The 15,586-nt window shown below is 68.8% G+C and carries 14 protein-coding genes and 1 pseudogene; 5 read left to right on the top strand and 10 right to left on the bottom strand.

Features of this window, described 5'->3' with window-relative positions:
• The 3 genes and pseudogenes from AC1DYK_RS34200 to AC1DYK_RS34210 all read right to left on the bottom strand — a co-directional run.
• Window positions 1-149: pseudogene (locus tag AC1DYK_RS34200) on the bottom strand (electron transfer flavoprotein subunit beta/FixA family protein); the annotation flags it as partial.
• 138 nt (window positions 150-287) lie between these two features.
• Window positions 288-1,568: a mechanosensitive ion channel family protein gene (locus AC1DYK_RS34205; RefSeq protein ID WP_478170346.1), complete on the bottom strand. Its 1,281-nt coding sequence runs from the start codon at window positions 1,566-1,568 to the stop codon at window positions 288-290.
• A gap of 28 nt (window positions 1,569-1,596) precedes the next feature.
• Entirely contained in the window at window positions 1,597-2,550 is a 954-nt protein-coding gene (locus AC1DYK_RS34210; RefSeq protein WP_478170347.1) for a histone deacetylase family protein, read from the bottom strand.
• A gap of 75 nt (window positions 2,551-2,625) precedes the next feature.
• Here AC1DYK_RS34210 and AC1DYK_RS34215 point away from each other — a divergent pair, with 75 nt between their 5' ends.
• Genes AC1DYK_RS34215 through AC1DYK_RS34235 form a run of 5 tightly spaced genes read left to right on the top strand, consistent with a single transcriptional unit; the run spans window position 2,626 to window position 8,288 of the window.
• Complete coding sequence (locus tag AC1DYK_RS34215; protein ID WP_478170348.1) at window positions 2,626-3,546, top strand: AAA family ATPase; 921 nt, start codon at window positions 2,626-2,628, stop codon at window positions 3,544-3,546.
• On the top strand, window positions 3,543-4,547 hold the full coding sequence (locus AC1DYK_RS34220; protein WP_478170349.1) for a DUF58 domain-containing protein: 1,005 nt from the start codon (window positions 3,543-3,545) through the stop codon (window positions 4,545-4,547). The genes AC1DYK_RS34215 and AC1DYK_RS34220 overlap by 4 nt, the downstream gene beginning before the upstream one ends.
• Entirely contained in the window at window positions 4,541-6,535 is a 1,995-nt protein-coding gene (locus AC1DYK_RS34225; protein ID WP_478170350.1) for a transglutaminase TgpA family protein, read from the top strand. The genes AC1DYK_RS34220 and AC1DYK_RS34225 overlap by 7 nt, the downstream gene beginning before the upstream one ends.
• A gap of 53 nt (window positions 6,536-6,588) precedes the next feature.
• Window positions 6,589-7,668 carry a lytic murein transglycosylase B gene (gene mltB / locus AC1DYK_RS34230; RefSeq protein WP_478170351.1) on the top strand — a complete coding sequence of 360 codons (1,080 nt, stop codon included), beginning with the start codon at window positions 6,589-6,591 and terminating at the stop codon, window positions 7,666-7,668.
• Window positions 7,668-8,288 (top strand): HD domain-containing protein, encoded by a 621-nt coding sequence (locus AC1DYK_RS34235; protein WP_478170352.1) that lies wholly within the window; start codon window positions 7,668-7,670, stop codon window positions 8,286-8,288. The genes mltB and AC1DYK_RS34235 overlap by 1 nt, the downstream gene beginning before the upstream one ends.
• Window positions 8,289-8,411: 123 nt before the next feature.
• On the opposite strand, the gene AC1DYK_RS34240 is transcribed toward AC1DYK_RS34235, so the two are convergent.
• The 7 genes from AC1DYK_RS34240 to glpD form a co-directional block, all read right to left on the bottom strand.
• On the bottom strand, window positions 8,412-10,142 hold the full coding sequence (locus tag AC1DYK_RS34240) for an ABC transporter substrate-binding protein (RefSeq protein ID WP_478170353.1): 1,731 nt from the start codon (window positions 10,140-10,142) through the stop codon (window positions 8,412-8,414).
• A 92-nt stretch (window positions 10,143-10,234) separates the two neighbouring features.
• Window positions 10,235-10,543, bottom strand: a complete 309-nt coding sequence (locus AC1DYK_RS34245) for a DUF2160 domain-containing protein (protein WP_478170354.1) — start codon at window positions 10,541-10,543, stop codon at window positions 10,235-10,237.
• Between the two features lie 2 nt (window positions 10,544-10,545).
• Entirely contained in the window at window positions 10,546-11,358 is an 813-nt protein-coding gene (locus AC1DYK_RS34250) for a carbohydrate ABC transporter permease (RefSeq protein WP_442287608.1), read from the bottom strand.
• Window positions 11,355-12,245, bottom strand: a complete 891-nt coding sequence (locus tag AC1DYK_RS34255; RefSeq protein ID WP_478089292.1) for a carbohydrate ABC transporter permease — start codon at window positions 12,243-12,245, stop codon at window positions 11,355-11,357. Before AC1DYK_RS34255 ends, AC1DYK_RS34250 begins: the two co-directional genes overlap by 4 nt.
• 61 nt (window positions 12,246-12,306) lie before the next feature.
• On the bottom strand, window positions 12,307-13,374 hold the full coding sequence (locus AC1DYK_RS34260) for an ABC transporter ATP-binding protein (RefSeq protein WP_478170355.1): 1,068 nt from the start codon (window positions 13,372-13,374) through the stop codon (window positions 12,307-12,309).
• Between the two features lies 1 nt (window position 13,375).
• Window positions 13,376-14,449, bottom strand: a complete 1,074-nt coding sequence (locus tag AC1DYK_RS34265; protein WP_478170356.1) for an ABC transporter ATP-binding protein — start codon at window positions 14,447-14,449, stop codon at window positions 13,376-13,378.
• On the bottom strand, window positions 14,440-15,586 hold a 1,147-nt coding region (glpD, locus tag AC1DYK_RS34270; protein WP_478170357.1), incomplete at its 5' end, for a glycerol-3-phosphate dehydrogenase. The genes glpD and AC1DYK_RS34265, both read right to left, overlap by 10 nt.

Below are 15,586 nucleotides of genomic sequence, written 5' to 3' on the forward strand. Positions count from 1 at the left end.
TTCAGGCGCACCGCCTCTTCGACCGCGATCTCGTCGAAGGGGTTCATGCTCATCTTCACGTTGGCAATGTCCACACCGGTGCCGTCGCTCTTCACGCGCACCTTGACGTTGTAGTCGACGACCCGCTTGACGGGGACAAGAATCTTCATTGGTTTGACTCCATTGAATTGCGAAATCGGGGCTTGCAGGCAACCAGCGATTTTAGGCGCCGGCCTCCGCGAGGACTGTTCATTTCGATCAGGGACGCTTCAGGCTCAAATAAAAAGAACGGTCGTGCTTTTTTATGATTATAGGCGAGCCGCCGCGACCGGAGAAGCGACGGCCGGAAGCGACTCGACACGCACCACGCGCTGCGGGCTCGGAATGGCGATGCCGGCCTCCCGCAGGCCGTCGAGGATCGAAACGTTGATCGCCGAGCGCAGGTTGTCCCTGCCCTTGTCCGGGTCGGAGACCCAGAAGTTGAGCGTGAACTCGAGACCGTCCGGCGCGAAATTGAGCAGGAAGGCGACCGGCGCCGGATCCTTCAACACGCGCGGCTGCTCGGCCGCCGCACCGCAAAGAATCGCCTGCACCCGCGCCACGTCGCTGTCGTAGCCGACCACGATGGCGGTCGTGATGTTGAACTTGAGATCGGCCAGCGAGAGGTTCTCGACCCGGCTCGTGATCAGCGACTCGTTCGGCACGATCGACTCGCGGCCGTTGCCCGCTCTCACCAGCGTGTAGCGGGTCTTGATGTCGGTGATGCGGCCCTCGAAGCCATCGACGCGGACGTTGTCGCCGATGCGGATCGAGCGCTCGAGCAGGATCACGAAGCCGCTCACGTAGTTGGCCGCCAGCTTCTGCAGGCCGAAGCCGAGGCCGACCCCGAGCGCGCCGCCCAGCACCGACAGCGCGGTCAGGTCCACCCCCACCGCCGACAGCGCGAAAAGCAGGCCGATCAGCAGAAGAAAGGCGCGGATCGCGTTCGATGCCACCTTGCGCATCGACAGGTCGGCCACCGCCTCGCGCAGGATTCGTTTCTCGATGGTCTGCGAGACCCACAGGGCGATCACCAGCACCAGGCCGGCAGAAAAGATGCCGTTCAGGATGGTGCGCAGGCTGACGCCCGGGCGGCCGAAGGCCAGGGTGATCTCGTCGAGTTCGGCCAGCACCGGCTGCAGCAGGCCGACGATCCAGAGCACGGCGCCGATCCAGGCCAGCCACGAGATGGTGCGCTCGACCAGCCGCGCCATCGCGGAGGTCGGAAAAACGGCGCTCAGCACGCGTGCGAAGAAGCGGATCGCCACCAGCGACACGAACACCGACACCGCGATGCGCAACACCAGCACCGGCTGGTAGACCAGCGTGGCGCGCCGCGCCAGGTCGGTGAAGACCAACGCCAGCAGCGGCCACAGCAGGCCGTCGATGGTGCGCTGGCCGAACCAGATCGAATCCTTGGGCTGGTCGCGGCCGAACCAGCGGCAGACAGCCCAGGCCAGCAGCACGCAACCGACCAGGATGGCGACCTCGATCCAGACGCTGCGGGCCTCGATCTGCGAAAGCTTCTGGGTGAACTCGGTGAAATTCATCGACGGCCAGGGCCCCTGTCAACAGGCCCTAGAGATCGGCGAGCACGCGCAGGTGCTCCTCGACGCTGCGCGCCAGGGCATCGAGGTTGTAGCCGCCCTCGAGCATCGAGACGATGCGGCCCTTCGAATGCCGGCGCGCGACGTCGACCACGCGGCTGGTGATCCAGCCGAAGTCGTGCTCGTTGAGCCTGAGCTGACCCAGGTCGTCGTCACGGTGGGCGTCGAAACCGGCGCTGACGAAGATCATCTGCGGCTTGAACTCCTCCAGGCGCGGCATCCAGCAGGTCTCGATCAGCTCGCGCACATCCATGCCCTTGGTGTAGGCCGGCACCGGCAGGTTGAGCATGTTCGGCGCCGGGTGCTCGGTGCCGCTGTAGGGGTAGAAGGGATGCTGGAAGATGCCGACCATCAGCACCCGCGGGTCGTTGCTCAGGATGTCCTCGGTGCCGTTGCCGTGATGGACGTCGAAGTCGACCACCGCCACCCGCTCCAGGCCGTGCTCCTCGATCGCGTGGCGCACCGCGATCGCGACGTTGTTGAAGAAGCAGAAGCCCATGGCCTTGTCGCGGCAGGCATGGTGGCCGGGCGGGCGGACGGCGCAGAAGGCGTTGTCGATCGCGCCCGCGATCACCGCATCGGTGGCCGCGATGGCGGCGCCGGCCGAACGCCGGGCCGCCAGCACGGTGAAGCGAGTGAGCGTGGTGTCGGGGTCGATCTGCGCATGGTCCGGGCCGCCGGCCGGGGCGTCCTCGATCAGGCGCTGGCTCAGCGCCTCGAGGTGCTCCATGTGGGCGACGCTGTGCGCACGCGTGATCTGCGGCAAGGTGGCCAGCGGCACCTCGATGCGCTCCAGTGCGTCGCCGACGCCGGTGACGAGCAGCCGGTCCTCGATCGCATCGAGCCTGGCCGGGCATTCCGGATGGCCCGGGCCCATGTCGTGCTTCCAGCAGTCGCGGTGTGTGAAGTAGCCGGTTTTACCCATGGATCGAATCACGTCGTAGCCTTACGCGGCATGGGCCCGCCTGGCTTACGGTATTGTTTGCATATGGATACAAAAATGGACGTCGCCGCAAAGCTCGCCAGTTTGCTCGGTCAGCTTAACACGGTGATCGTGGGCAAGGAGGCGCAGGTGCGCGACTGCGTGGCCTGCCTGCTGGCAGGCGGCCACCTGCTGATCGAGGATGTGCCGGGGGTCGGAAAGACGACCCTGGCGCACGCGCTGTCGCACACCTTCGGGCTGCAGTTCTCGCGCGTGCAGTTCACGGCCGACCTGATGCCGGGCGACCTGTCGGGCGTCGCGATCTACGACCGCGGCCAGCAGGCCTTCGTGTTCCACCCCGGACCGATCTTTGCCCAGGTGCTGCTGGCCGACGAGATCAACCGCGCCAGCCCCAAGACCCAGAGCGCGCTGCTGGAGGCGATGGAGGAGAAGCAGGTCACGGTCGAAGGCGAGACCCGGCCGCTGCCGACCCCCTTCTTCGTCATCGCGACCCAGAATCCGCACGACCAGCTCGGCACTTTCGCGCTGCCCGAATCGCAGCTCGACCGCTTCCTGATGCGCATCTCGCTCGGCTATCCCGACCGGGCCGCCGAACGCGAACTGCTCGCGGGGGCCGACCGGCGCGAGATGCTGGCCGGACTGCCGGCGCTGCTGACCGCCGGCGAGCTCACGGCGCTGCAGCAGCGCGTGCTGCAGGTGCACGGCTCCGAGCCGCTCCTGAACTACGTGCAGGACCTGATGGCCGCCACCCGCTCGGGCCGCTGGTTCCTGCAGGGCCTGTCGCCGCGCGCCGGCATCGCCGTGCTGCGCGCCGCCAAGGCGCAGGCGCTGCTGGCCAACCGCGACTACGTGGCGCCGGACGATGTCCAGGCCGTGCTGCCGCAGACCGTCGCGCACCGGCTCACGCCGGTCGGCGACGCCGGCCGCGGCGCGGTCGAGCAGGTGCGCGCCATGATCGCGGCGGTGCCGCTGCCGTGACGACGCCGGCGCCGGCCCGCGGCTGGCTCGCCGGGCGCCGGGCGCCGCTGCGCGCGCGCATCGACCGCTGGTTCCTGGCGCGCCGGCCGCCCTCGGACGCGCTCGAACTGACGCAGCGCAACGTCTACATCGTGCCGACCCGGGCGGGCTGGATGCTGGCCGCCACGCTGCTGCTGCTGCTGGTCGCATCGATCAACTACCAGCTCAACCTGGGCTACCTGCTGACCTTCCTGCTGGCGGGCAGCGTGGCCGTCGGGATGCACGTGTGCCATGGCACGCTGCGCGGCCTGGCGATGCACCTGATGGCGCCCGAGCCGCGCTATGCCGGGGCCGCCGCGGTGTTCCGCGTGGTGCTCGACAACACGCGACGCAGCACGCGCTACGGCATCGGCCTCGCGGTGCACCGCAGCGGCCAGTGGGCCTGGTGCGACGTACCGGCCGAAGGCAGCGCCACGGTCGAGGTGGCCTTCAAGCCGGAGCGCCGCGGCCTGCACCCGGTGCCGACGCTGACCGCCGAAACCCGGTTTCCGCTCGGCACCTTCCGCGTCTGGACCGTGTGGCGGCCGGCCTCGCAGGTGCTGGTCTATCCGGCACCGGAGGTCCATCCGCCGCCGCTTCCGGCGGGCGAGCCGGCCGGCCAGGCCGCGTCGGCCGCGCTGCGCACCCATCTGGCAGGCGAGTACGACGGCCTGCGGGCCTACAGGCGCGGGGATCCGCTGAAGCTGGTGGTGTGGAAGCGCGCGGCCCAGGCGCAGGCCGCGGGCTCCGAGGACCTGGTGAGCCGCGACACGCAACAGGCGCAGCGGCAGGAACTCTGGCTCGACGCCCAGGCGGCAGGCCTTCCCGAAACGGAGGCGCGCCTGTCGCGGCTCTGCGCCTGGGTGCTGATGGCGGATCGGCTGGGCGTGGACTATGGCCTGCGCGTCGCGGGTCGCGTGGTGGCGCCTTCGCAAGGCGAAGCCCACAAGCGGCAGTGCCTCGAGGTGCTGGCCCTATGCTGAACGCGAGGCTCCAGGCCCTGCCGCGGGACGCCAGGGACACGCTCTTTCTGCTGGCCGTCATCGGCCTGATCCTGCTGCCCCAGATCTCCAACCTTCCGTGGTGGTGCAGCACGCTCGCCGCCATCGTGCTGCTCTGGCGCGGAACGCTGGCGGTCCAGGCCCGCCCGCTGCCGGGCAAAGGCTGGCGCATCGCCCTCCTCGCGCTGACGCTGGTCGCCACCTACGCGACCCATCGCACGCTGCTGGGCCGCGACGCCGGCGTCACGCTGGTGGTGATCCTGCTGGCGCTCAAGACGCTGGAGCTGCGCGCCCGGCGCGACGCCTTCGTGATCTTCTTCCTGGGCTTCTTCACGATGCTCACGAATTTCTTCTATTCGCAGTCGCTGGTGACGGCCTTCGCAATGCTGCTGGCGCTGCTGGGCCTGCTGACCGCGCTGGTCAACGCCCACATGCCGGTGGGCAAGCCGCCGCTCGCCCAGGCCGCCCGCACGGCCGGCTGGATGGCGCTGCTGGGGGCGCCGATCATGCTGGTGCTGTTCATGCTGTTTCCGCGCATGGCGCCGCTGTGGGGCACGCCGAACGACGCCATGACCGGACGCACCGGGCTGTCGAACACGATGCGCGTGGGCGCCATGGCCGAGCTCGCGCTCGACGAAGGCATCGCCGCGCGCATCCGCTTCGACGGCGGCCTGGTGCCGCCGCGCGCCACCCTCTACTTCCGCGGACCGGTGCTGACGAAGTTCGACGGCCGCGAGTGGACCGCGCCGCCGCCCCTCTCGCGCAGCTTCGTGCCGCAGAATCTGCGGGTGCGGGGCCCGGCCACCGGCTACGAGGTCACGCTCGAACCCGCCAACCGGCCCTGGGTGCTGACGCTGGACGCCGCGCCGAGGCGCCCCGACCTGCCCGGCTACGAGTTGTTCGCGACGCCGGAGCTGCAGTGGATCGCGAACCGCCCGATCGGCGACCTGGTGCGCTACCGGGCCGAGAGCTTCACGCAGTTCGAGAGTGGCCCGACGCGCCGCACCGCGGCGCTGCAAGGCTACGTCGCGCTGCCGGCCGGCTCGAACCCGCGCACGGTCGCGCTGGCGGCGCAGATGCGCGCCGACCCGGCGCTGGCCGGCGCCGCCACGCCGGCGCTGGTGCAGAACGTGCTGCAACGGCTGCGCACCGGCGGCTACGCCTACACCCTCGAGCCCGGCCTCTACGGCGACGACACCGCCGACGAGTTCTGGTTCGATCGCAAGGCCGGCTTCTGCGAACACATCGCCTCGGCCTTCGTGGTGCTCATGCGCGCGCTCGACATTCCGGCGCGCATCGTCACCGGCTACCAGGGCGGCGAGATCAACGGGGTCGACAACTTCTGGGTGGTGCGCAACAGCGATGCCCATGCCTGGGCCGAGGTCTGGGAAGAAGGCCCGGGCTGGGTGCGGGTCGATCCCACCGGCGCGATCTCACCCGACCGGGTCGGCCAGTTCCGCCGGCTGTCGCCGCAGCCCGGCCTGATCGCCGGCGCGATCGGGGCCATGAACCCGACCTTGTCGCAGAACCTGCGTGCCGCCTGGGAGGCGGTCAACAACGGCTGGAACCAGTGGGTGCTCAACTACACGCAGAGCCGGCAGCTGGACCTGCTCAAGACCCTTGGCTTCACCGCGCCCGGCCTGCAGGACCTGGCCCTGGTGCTGCTCGCCCTGCTCGTGGTCGCCAGCCTCGCGGGCGCCGGCTGGACGCTCTGGGAGCGCAGCCAGCACGACCCCTGGCTGCGGCTGCTGGCCCGGGCCCGCGCGCGGCKCGCGCGAGCCGGCGTCGAGGTGCCCGAAGGCGCATCGCCGCGCCAGATGGCGGCCCGGCTCGCGGACCGCTTCGGCAGCGGCGCGGAGCCGGTGCAGCAATGGCTGCTGCGCCTCGAGGCGCAGCGCTACGCGAAGGCGCCGGCCGACGCGCTGCCGGCCCTGCGCAGCGAGTTCCGCCGGCTCGCGTGGCCGCGCTGAAACCACTGGTGTCGTTTCAGGGCAGATTCCGCGCGAGCGGCACAATCGGCACGATGCGACGCCTTTTTTCCCACGCCCTGCCGGCCGCCCTGCTGCTGTCGGCCACCTTCCTCTCGGCAGCACCCGCTTCGGCCCAGAGCGCGCCCGACAAGCGCAGCGCCACGGTGCGAGGCGGCATTGCCTACGCTACGCGCGAGGACGCGATGCAGTTCGCCGACGAGGTGGCGGCCCGCCGCAACCTCGACCCTGCCTGGGCGCGGGCCACCATCGGCAACGCCCGGCAGCTGCCCAACGTCCCGCGCCTGATGCTGCCGGCGCCGAGCGGCACGCCGAAGAACTGGCAGATCTACCGCAGCCGCTTCATCGACCCGGTGCGCATCGCCGCCGGCGTGCGCTTCTGGCGCAACAACGCCGAAACGCTGGCGCGGGCCCAGGCGACCTACGGCGTGCCGCCCGAGATCATCGTCGGCATCGTGGGCGTCGAGACCATCTACGGCCGCAACATGGGCAACTTCCGGGTCATCGACGCGCTCGCCACGCTGGCCTTCGACTTCCCGCAGGCCCATCCGCGCGCCGCCGAGCGCCAGGCCTTCTTCCGCGGCGAGCTCGAGAGCTTCCTGAGCACCGAGAGCCGGACCGCCGAGGATCCGACGGTCCCGGTGGGCAGCTACGCGGGCGCCATGGGCATGCCGCAGTTCATGCCGAGCAGCATTGCGAAGTACGCGGTCGACTTCGACGGCGACGGCCGCATCGACCTGGTCAGGAACACGGCCGACGTGATCGGCTCGGTGGCGAGCTACTTCAAGGCCTTCGGCTGGCAGCCGGGCATGCCGGCGATCTTCCCGGTGAGCTTCGACGAGGCGCGCCTCAAGAAGGCGGTGCTGCTGGGGCCCGACATCGTGCCGACCTTCAGCGCCGATGCCTTCGTCGCCGGCGGCGCGGTGCTGTACGGCGAGGCGCTCAAGCACCGCGGCCTGCTGGCCCTGGTCGAACTGCAGAACGGCTACGACGCACCGAGCTACGTGGCCGGCACCCAGAACTTCTATGTCATCACGCGCTACAACTGGAGCAGCTACTACGCGATGTCGGTGATCGACCTCGGCCGCGAAGTGCAGGCCGCCATGGAGCAGTGATGGAGGCGCAGACGCTGCGCGCGTCCTGGGCCGGCGCCTGGCGCGAAGTCGGCGTCCAGAGCCCCGACACGGCGTTGTTCGACGCGCTGCTGGCGCGCTACGACGAGCCGCAGCGGGCCTATCACACGCGCCAGCACCTGGCGGAATGCCTGCTTCACTTCGAGCGCGAACGCGGCCACACCGAGCACCCGGGCGAAGTGGCGCTGGCGCTCTGGTTCCATGACGCGATCTATGACCTGGACCGGCACGACAACGAGGCGCGCAGCGCCGACTGGGCCCGGCAGGCGCTGCTCGGCGCGGGCATCGCGCCCGAAGCCGCCGAACGCGTGCACGCGCTGGTCATGGCCACGCGCCACGATGCCGCACCGGAGGGCAACGACGCCCGTCTTCTCGTCGACGTCGACCTCGCGATCCTCGGCGCCCCGCCCGAGCGCTTCGCCGAGTACGAGCGGCAGATCCGCGCGGAATACGCACACATCGCGCCCGAGGTCTTCGAGCCGAAGCGACGCGAGATCCTGAACCGCTTCCTGGCCCGCGACCCGCTCTATCTCACGGCGCCGATGCGAGCCCGGCTCGAAACCACCGCGCACCTCAACCTCCAGCGGGCCGTCGACCCCTGAGTCCGGCCGGGCGCAGCCAGGCCCGTTGGTGAAACACCGCGGAACCGGCTTCGCCGGGCCGCTGGTGTTGCCCCCGGTAGGGGGTGGGCGCCCGACACGAAGTGCGGGCAACCTGGGGGCGAGCTACCTGACTTTGCCTTCCTTCCATGCGGTGAGCAGCTTGTTGTAGTCGATGGTCTCGCCCTTCGGCTTCTCGTTCGCCAGCTTCTTCCACGGCGCGTGCTCGTCGCTCAGCATCTTGGCCGGGTCGCCCTTCGGCGCCAGCTTGGGCGCGCACTTGGCCATGCCTGCGCGCTCCAGGCGGCCCATCACGTTGTCCATCTCCTCGGCCAGGTTGTCCATCGCCTTCTGCGGCGTCTTCTCGCCGGTCACGGCCTCGGCCACGTTCTTCCACCAGAGCTGCGCCAGCTTCGGGTAGTCGGGCACGTTGGTGCCGGTCGGCGTCCAGGCCACGCGCGCCGGGCTGCGGTAGAACTCGATCAGACCGCCGTACTTGTTGGCGTTCTGCGTGAAGTACTCGTGGCGGATGTCGCTCTCGCGGATGAAGGTCAGGCCCACGACGCTCTTCTTGGCCGAGACCGTCTTGGAGGTCACGAACTGCGCGTACAGCCAGGCGGCCGCCGTCTTGTTGGCGTCATGGGCCTTGAAGAAGGTCCACGAGCCGACGTCCTGGTAGCCGTTCTGCATGCCCTGCTTCCAGTACGGACCGTTCGGGCCGGGCGCCATGCGCCACTTCGGCGAGCCGTCGGCGTTGACCACCGGCAGGCCGGCCTTGGTCATGTCGGCGGTGAAGGCCGTGTACCAGAAGATCTGCTGCGCGATTTGCCCCTGCGCCGGCACCGGCCCGGCTTCGCCGAAGGTCATGCCCGTGGCTTCCTTGGGCGCGTACTTCTTCATCCAGTCGATGTACTTGGTGAGCGCATAGACCGCGGCCGGCGAGTTGGTCGCCCCGCCGCGCGCCACGCTGGCGCCGACCGGCGTGCACTTGTCGGCCGCGACCTTGATGCCCCACTCGTCGACCGGCATGCCGTTCGGGATGCCCTTGTCCGCCGTGCCGGCCATCGACAGCCAGGCATCGGTGAAGCGCCAGCCCAGCGACGGGTCCTTCTTGCCGTAGTCCATGTGGCCGTAGATCGGCTTGCCGTCGATGGTCTTGACGTCGACCGTGAAGAACTCGGCGATGTCCTCGTAGGCGCTCCAGTTGAGCGGCACGCCGAGGTCGTAGCCGTACTTGGCCTTGAACTTGTCCTGCAGGTCCTTGCGCCCGAACAGGTCGGCGCGGAACCAGTACAGGTTGGCGAACTGCTGGTCCGGCAGCTGGTAGAGCTGGCCGTCGGGCGCGGTCGTGAAGCTGGTGCCGATGAAGTCCTTCACGTCGATGCCGGGGTTGGTCCACTCCTTGCCGGCGCCCGCCATGTACTCGCTCAAAGACAGGATCTTGCCGTAGCGGTAGTGGGTGCCGATCAGGTCGGAGTCGGAGATCCAGCCGTCGTAGATCGACTTGCCCGACTGCATCGAGGTCTGCAGCTTCTCGACCACGTCGCCTTCCTGGATCAGGTCGTGCTTGACCTTGATGCCGGTGATCTCCTCGAAGGCCTTGGCCAGCGTCTTCGATTCGTACTCGTGGGTGGTGATGGTCTCCGACACCACCGCGACCTCCTTCACACCCTTGTCCTGCAGCTTCTTGGCGGCGTCGATGAACCATTTCATCTCGGCGGCCTGCTGCTCCTTGTTGAGGCTCGACGGCTGGAACTCGCTGTCGATCCATTTCTTGGCCTCCGCTTCCCCGGCCCAGGCGCTCTGCAAGGCGAGAGTCGCTGCGGCCAGTGCCATTGCTGTGGTGCGAAACTTCATGGTTGTCTCCTCGATGCGCTTCCCGGTTCTTGCAGATCCGGCTCCGGGAAAGCGGAAGAGCCGGTCCGGTGAAAAAGTGAAGGTGGGAAGGCTCAGCCCTTTCGCATGACCAGGGCCAGCACGCCCATGGACAGCACGAAGCTGATCCAGATCGAGGGCTCGGCCTCGAGACCCAGCCATTCCTGGAACCTGCCCGCCAAGCCGATGAAGATCAGGTTGATGTAGGCCGCGATCAGGAGGCCGATGAAGAGCCGGTCGCCGCGCGTGGTCTCCAGCGGCAGCCAGCCGCGGCGCAGGGTGGTGGGCGACTTGAGCTCCCACACGGTCATGCCGGCCAGCATCAGCGCGATGCAGGTGAAGAAAATGGCCACGGGCGTGGTCCATACCATCCAGTCGAACATGATCAGACCCTCCCCATGGCGAAGCCCTTGGCGATGTAGTGCCGCACGAACCAGATCACGATCGCGCCCGGCACGATGGTCAGCACGCCGGCGGCCGCCAGCGTCGCCCAGTCCATGCCCGACGCGCTCACGGTGCGGGTCATCGTCGCCACGATCGGCTTGGCGTTCACGCTGGTCAGGGTGCGCGCCAGCAGCAGCTCGACCCAACTGAACATGAAGCAGAAGAAGGCCGCGACGCCGACCCCGGCCTTGATCAGCGGCAGGAAGATGGTGAGGAAGAAGCGCGGGAACGAATAGCCGTCGATGTAGGCGGTCTCGTCGATCTCGCGCGGGATGCCGCTCATGAAGCCTTCGAGGATCCAGACCGCCAGCGGCACGTTGAACAGCAGGTGCGCCAGCGCCACGCCCAGGTGCGTGTCCATCAGGCCGACGGTCGAATAGAGCTGGAAGAAAGGCAGCAGGAAGACCGCCGGCGGCGTCATGCGGTTGGTCAAGAGCCAGAAGAACACATGCTTGTCGCCGAGGAAGGTGTAGCGCGAGAAGGCATAGGCCGCCGGCAGCGCCACCGTGAGCGAGATCACGGTGTTGATGCCGACGTAGATCAGGCTGTTGATGTAGCCCGAGTACCAGGACTCGTCGGTGAAGATGCGCCGGTAGTTCTCCCAGGTGAAGCTCTGCGGGAAGAACGAGAAGCTCGACAGGATCTCCTCGTTGGTCTTGAAGCTCATGTTGACCATCCAGTAGATGGGCAGCAGCGCGAACAAGAGATACAGCACGAGGAAGATGCTGCGCTTGCGAAAGCGCCGTTCGTTCATTTCTCCTCCTCCACGTCGAGCGTGCCGACGCGCAGCATCCAGTTGTAGAGCACGAAGCACAGCAGCAGGATGATCAGGAAATAGATCAGCGAGAAGGCCGCCGCCGGACCCAGGTCGAACTGCCCCACCGCCTTCTGCGTCAGGTACTGGCTCAGGAAGGTGGTCGCGTTGCCGGGTCCGCCGCCGGTCAGCACGAAGGGCTCGGTGTAGATCATGAAGCTGTCCATGAAGCGCAGCAGCACCGCGATCACCAGCACGCCGCGCATCTTGGGCAGCTGGATGTAGCGGAACACCGCGAACTTGCTGGCGCCGTCGATGCGCGCCGCCTGGTAGTAGGCGTCGGGGATCGATCGCAGGCCGGCGAAGCACAGCAGCGCCACCAGCGGCGTCCAGTGCCAGACGTCCATCAGCAGCACCGTGAGCCAGGCGTCGCGCGCGTTGCCGGTGTAGCTGTACTCGATGCCCAGCTTCTGCAGCGTGTAGCCGAACAGCCCGATGTCGGCGCGGCCGAAGATCTGCCAGATGGTGCCGACCACGTTCCATGGGATCAGCAGCGACAGCGCCACCACCACCAGCACCGCGGAAGACTTCCATCCGGTGGACGGCATCGCCAGCGCGAGGCAGATGCCCAGCGGGATCTCGACCACCAGCACCGCGATCGAGAAGCCGAGCTGGCGCCACAGCGCCGCATGCAGCTCGTCATCGCGCATCACGGCGGCGAACCACTCGGTGCCGACGAAGACGCGCCGTTCGGGCGAGATGATGTCCTGCACCGAGTAGTTGACCACGGTCATCAGCGGCACGATGGCCGAGAAGGCCACGCACAGCAGCACCGGCAGCACCAGCCACCAGGCCTTCTGGTTCAGCGGCTTGTTGTTTCCGTTCATTGGAGCACCTCCATGCTTCGCATTGCGGTGCGAGCTTGCTTGGGGCGGCCCGGCGCTGCGCTCATACAAGCACCTCGTCGCGGTAGAAGCAGCTCTTGCGGCCGAGCACCCGAAGCCAGACCGTGGCGCCGGGCGCGGGAACCACCGCGTCCGACGCCAGTCGCGCCTTCACCACGCTGTCGCCGAGCTTGGCGCTCAGCATCAGGTGGGTGCCGACGTCCTGCAGCTGCGCCACGGTGGCGGGCACGGCGCCCGGCGCGCCCGGCTCGACCAGCGCCACGTACTCGGGCCGGATGCCGAGCTTGAGTGCGCCCTCGGGCAGTTCGCGGGCGGCCGCCAGCCGGGTGCCCGCGATCTCGAGCGTTCCGCCGGCACTCCGAACCGGCAGGAAGTTCATTCCCGGCGAGCCGATGAAATGGCCCACGAAGGTATGGGCCGGCCGTTCGAAAAGCGCCTCGGCGCTGCCGATCTGCACCGCCTTGCCGCGCGTCATCACCACCACCTCCTCGGCGAAGGTCAGCGCCTCCACCTGGTCGTGCGTGACATAGATCAGCGTCAGCTTGAGCTCGCGGTGGATCTGCTTGAGCTTGCGCCGCAGCTGCCACTTGAGGTGCGGGTCGATCACGGTCAGCGGCTCGTCGAACAGCACCGCGGAGACGTCGCTGCGCACCAGGCCGCGCCCGAGTGAAATCTTCTGCTTGGCATCGGCTGCGAGGCCGGCCGCACGCTGGTTGAGCTGGCCGCTCATGTCGAGCATCTCGGCGATCTCGCCGACGCGCTTCCTGATCTGCTCGGCGGGCATGTTGCGGTTGCGCAGCGGGAACGCGAGGTTCTGCGCCACGGTCATGGTGTCGTAGATCACCGGGAACTGGAACACCTGCGCGATGTTGCGCTGCTGTGGGGTCTCCAGCGTCACGTCGCGGCCATTGAACTTGACGCTGCCCTTCGACGGCGCCAGCAGGCCCGAGATGATGTTGAGCATCGTGGTCTTGCCGCAGCCCGAGGGGCCCAGCAAGGCGTAGGCGCCGCCGTCCCTGAAGCTCATCTTGAGGGGCAGCAGCGCGTAGTCGCTCTCCTGCGCCGGGTTCGGGCGGTAGGCGTGCGCCAGGTCGAGGTCGATGCGGGCCATGTCACCCCCTCTTGCGCCAGGCCGGCGCGAGCGCGAGCCGTTCGCCGGCATCGAACACATAGGCCTGCGACGCGTCGAAATACAGCGTGATCGCCGTGCCGAGCTCGAAGCGGTGCACGCCGGTGAGCTGCGCCACCAGTTCGCCCACCAGCGTCTCGACGTGGACGAAGGTGTCGGAGCCCGAGATCTCGGCCAGCTCGACCTTGCCGGGCAGCGCGATGTCGCCCTCGCCCGCACCGACGTTGAGCGCACTGGCGCGCAGGCCAACGGTGACCGCGCCCTCGACGTCGGCCGGCAGGGCCAGCGGCAGCAGCGGGCCGCCCTCCAGCTGCACGCCACCCGCGGCGACCCGCCCGGGCATCAGGTTCATCGGCGGATCGCTGAAGGCGCGCGCCACCCGCAGCGACTGCGGCGCATGGAAGACCTCGGCGGTCGGCCCGTACTGCAGCAGTTCACCGGCATCCATCACCGCGGTGTAGCCGCCCAGCAGCAGGGCCTCGCCGGGCTCGGTGGTGGCGTAGACCACGGTCGAGTCGCCGGTCGCGAAGAGCTGGGTGAGTTCCTCCCTGAGGCCCTCGCGCAGCTTGTAGTCGAGGTTGACCAGCGGCTCGTCGAGCAGCATCAGCGGAGCATTCTTGGCCAGTGCGCGCGCCAGCGCCACGCGCTGCTGCTGCCCGCCCGAGAGCTCGGCCGGATAGCGGTCGAGGAACATGCCGATGTGCAGCTTGTCGGCCAGTTCGCGCACCCGGGCATCGATGTTCTTCTCGCCGCGCAGCCTGAGCGGCGAACCGATGTTCTCGGCCACCTTGAGCGAGGGGTAGTTGATGAACTGCTGGTAGACCATTGCCACGTTGCGCTCGCGCACCGGCACGCCGGTCACGTCCTGACCGTCGACCCGCACCTGGCCTTCGGTCGGCGCGTCGAGGCCGGCCATCAGGCGCATCAGGCTGGTCTTGCCGGCCTGCGTGGCGCCCAGCAGCACCGTCACCGCGCCGCTCTTCGGCGCGATGCTCTGCGGGTAGAGCCAGGTCTGCGGGCCCTGCTTCTTGGTGATGCGCTCGAGTGTCAGCTGCATGGGACTCCTTCCTTCGAACGTGCGTGCCTGTGCATCCAGGCGCTCACCTGGTCGCGCTGCTGCGGCGTGAAGCGCAGGCCCAGCTTGGACCGGCGCCACAGCACGTCTTCGCCGCTGCAGGCCCATTCCTGGTCGTGCAGGTAGTGCAGTTCGCGCTCGTGCAGACCGGGCGCGACGGCCGGCCCGAAGTCGGCCATCGACGCGGCGTCGCCGACGACTTCGGAGATCCGGGCGCCGTAGGCCCGTGCCAGCCGGCGCGCCAGCGCCGCCTCGAGCCAGGGGTGCCGTGCCTGCACCGCCGCGACGAAGCGCTCGAAATCGTCGTCGGGCCGCGAGCTGCGCGTGGTGGCGCCGATCCAGCCCGACAGGTCGCCGCCGGCCATGAAGGCGCCATCGGTCCACGCGGGCCGGGTTTCGCCGAGCATGCGCCCCACTTCGTCGGCCGCATCCTCGGCCAGCTTGCGGAAGGTGGTGATCTTGCCGCCCCAGACCGACAGCAGCGGCGCCGCCGCGGTGTTCGACTCGAGCAGGTAGTCGCGCGTCACGGCGGAGGGGTCGCCCGACGCGTCGTCGAGCAGCGGGCGCACGCCGGAGTAGGTCCAGACCACGTCCGACGGCTGCACGGGCTTGGCGAAATAGCGGCTGGCCTGGGTGCAGAGGTAGTCGATCTCGTCCGCGCCGATGCGCGCCGCGCCGGGGTCGTCGCCCTGCAGCTCGATGTCGGTGGTGCCGATCAGCGTGAAGTCGTCCTGGTAGGGAATCGCGAAGATGATCCGCTTGTCGGGGTTCTGGAAGATGTAGGCGTGGTCATGGCCGAAGACCCGCGGCACCACGATGTGGCTGCCCTTCACCAGCCGCAGGTGCCGGGTCGCCAGCGCCTCGCCGTGCACCGGACGCGCCACGCCGCGCAGAAAGGCCTCGGCCCATGGCCCGGCGGCATTCACCACCGCGCGGGCCCGCACGGTGCGCTGACCGTCGGGGCCATCGAGGACGGCGGTCCAGCCCTCGGTGCCGCGCTGCGCGCTGATGCAGCGCGTGCGCGTCAGCACCTCGGCGCCGCGCGCGCGGGCGTCGAGCGCATTCAGCACCACCAGGCGCGCATCGTCCACCCAGCCGTCCGAATAGACGAAGCCGCGC

Source organism: Variovorax sp. P2_H12 (assembly GCF_056403395.1).